Source organism: Microbacterium sp. R1 (genome assembly GCF_015159725.1).
Lineage (GTDB): Bacteria > Actinomycetota > Actinomycetes > Actinomycetales > Microbacteriaceae > Microbacterium > Microbacterium oxydans.
This window is the reverse complement of record NZ_JADDUD010000009.1, coordinates 1-1,918: the sequence shown is the minus strand read 5'-3', so window position 1 is coordinate 1,918 and position 1,918 is coordinate 1. Positions and strand designations below refer to the sequence as shown.

Sequence of the window (1,918 nt, the reverse complement as noted above, 5' to 3'; positions counted from 1 at the left end):
TGCGGCATCCGATACCGCCGGTACCCGTTCGCACCGCGCTCCGCGGCGGGGAGCACACCGAGTCGCTCGAGGTCGCGCACCTGCTGCGTCGAGTAGCCGATCTCGCTTGTTCGCAGCGTTGGATCGCTCAGCAATACGAAGAAGGACCACGTGCGAACGTGGTCCTTGTTCGTATTGCTGGTCAGCGGCGACGTGTCGACGTTCAGCCGAAACGAATTGCCTCGCTCGACTTCCACCGATGCGGACTCGAGTGCGTGGACGAGCGTGTTGTTCGAGAGCAGTCGTCGTTCGTAGTCCGAGATGACGGTGACGGGTTCGAGGGTGACGGGCCAGCTCGCGGTTCAGTGCAGCGATTGCTCACCGCGTCATGAGATCAGACAGTTCTTTAGCCGCACTGGAGCTTGTAATCGCCGGAGCTGAGCTGAGCTGACGCAGCGGTGACATCCTTGGCCCCAGAGGCTTTGAAATACGAGACAACGCGGAACGTGTGCTGCCCGGTCCCATTGCATTTGTACTGGACACTTTTTTGCACCATGTTCCACGTGCCAAAACTCTCGAAGGCTTCAGTAACGGGAACCCAGAGCCACCCGTTATGCATGAAAACGATTGACCTGATGTACGTCTTGGTGACGGCTCCCCAACAACTAGAGATTGCTGGCTTCGCGCCCACTGAACCGGAGGGGAACCCTTGTCCGGATGATCTCTTCCACATTTGTCCCACCGCAAAATGACAATTTCCTACTACCGTCGCTCTCGTGGTCGCACCTGGCGTCGATTCAGGAGCGCCGATGCTCGTGTCCGACCCAAGTGCATCCATCTCCGCGTCCGTCATCACCACCGCATCGGCAGGAAGCGGTGTTCCATCCGGGTAGACGAGGTACTCGTCGGGAACGTCCGCCGAGCTCACCGCTGTGAGTGGCGGGAGGTCGGGCGCGTCGTTCCCTGATGATGCCGCGTAAGCCGGGCTGCCGCCGGCTGCTACGATCCCGAGGATCAATGATCCAGCGAAAATAAAACCGAATTTGTGGTGGTGACGGTGTCTCATCTTTGAATACCTATTTCTAGTCAACTAAAACTTCCGCTAGACACTCGAGCCGCTTGACGCGCGGTAGGGGAGTCGTAGCGTCTACTGCGAATAAAGAGGCCCATCTGTTCCCGCGACCCGATAAGGCACAGAGACGGGGGTAAGCAGAACTGAGAGTCCGCTATCAGCCGCATACTTTTCCTGGAATTCGTACGCGTCGCTTTCGACGTCAAAGACGCCGATGAAACCAGGAGTTTCTTCCAAGTACACGATCCACACCATCATAAATGAAATGTATCACTTTCGACCTGGTGGCCGTCCTCGGCTATCAGCGCCTTCGCCCCGCGTGACGATACTGTCAAGAACTTCTTCGTCATGAGCTATCTCCCTGAGTAACTGGAAGCTATAGCTTCGCCCACCCGCAAGCTCCGTGTCTGTAGGACGTTCGGCCGACAGACAAAGCCCTGCCAACCGACTAAGGTCTCTTGGCTGCTCCGTCCATCGATCGAAGCCAGCCTGATGCACTCGGCACACTGACTTCGTCCGACCCCGCAGCGTCCGACTGGAGTGAGTCCGCGATCACGGTGTCGATGGGAGCAGTCAGCCACGCGCGTGATCATGTCGCGAGCCCGTGGCCGCTGGCTAATCTGACATCAGCGCTCGGACGTGAAGGATGGTCCGTCCGATCCGGCCCCCGCGAGGTGTTCCGTCAGTAGGGCGTGCAGATGGCCCGCCGCCGCGAGAAGCGTGACGCTGCGGCGCGTGAGGTCGCCCAATCGCTCCGTGAGGATGCGCTGCACCTGCGCGGTGTCACCGTGCGCGCGCACCTCGTCGATGATCCGCGAAACGGCGGGGATGCCGTAGCCGCCCGAACGCAGGGCGGCGGCGATCCGC

The 1,918-nt window shown here is 59.8% G+C and carries 2 pseudogenes; both read right to left on the bottom strand.

Features of this window, described 5'->3' with window-relative positions:
- A pseudogene (locus tag ILP86_RS19730) lies at positions 1 to 236 on the bottom strand (hypothetical protein); the annotation flags it as partial.
- Positions 237 to 1,677: 1,441 nt separating this feature from the next.
- A pseudogene (locus ILP86_RS19445) lies at positions 1,678 to 1,918 on the bottom strand (hypothetical protein); the annotation flags it as partial.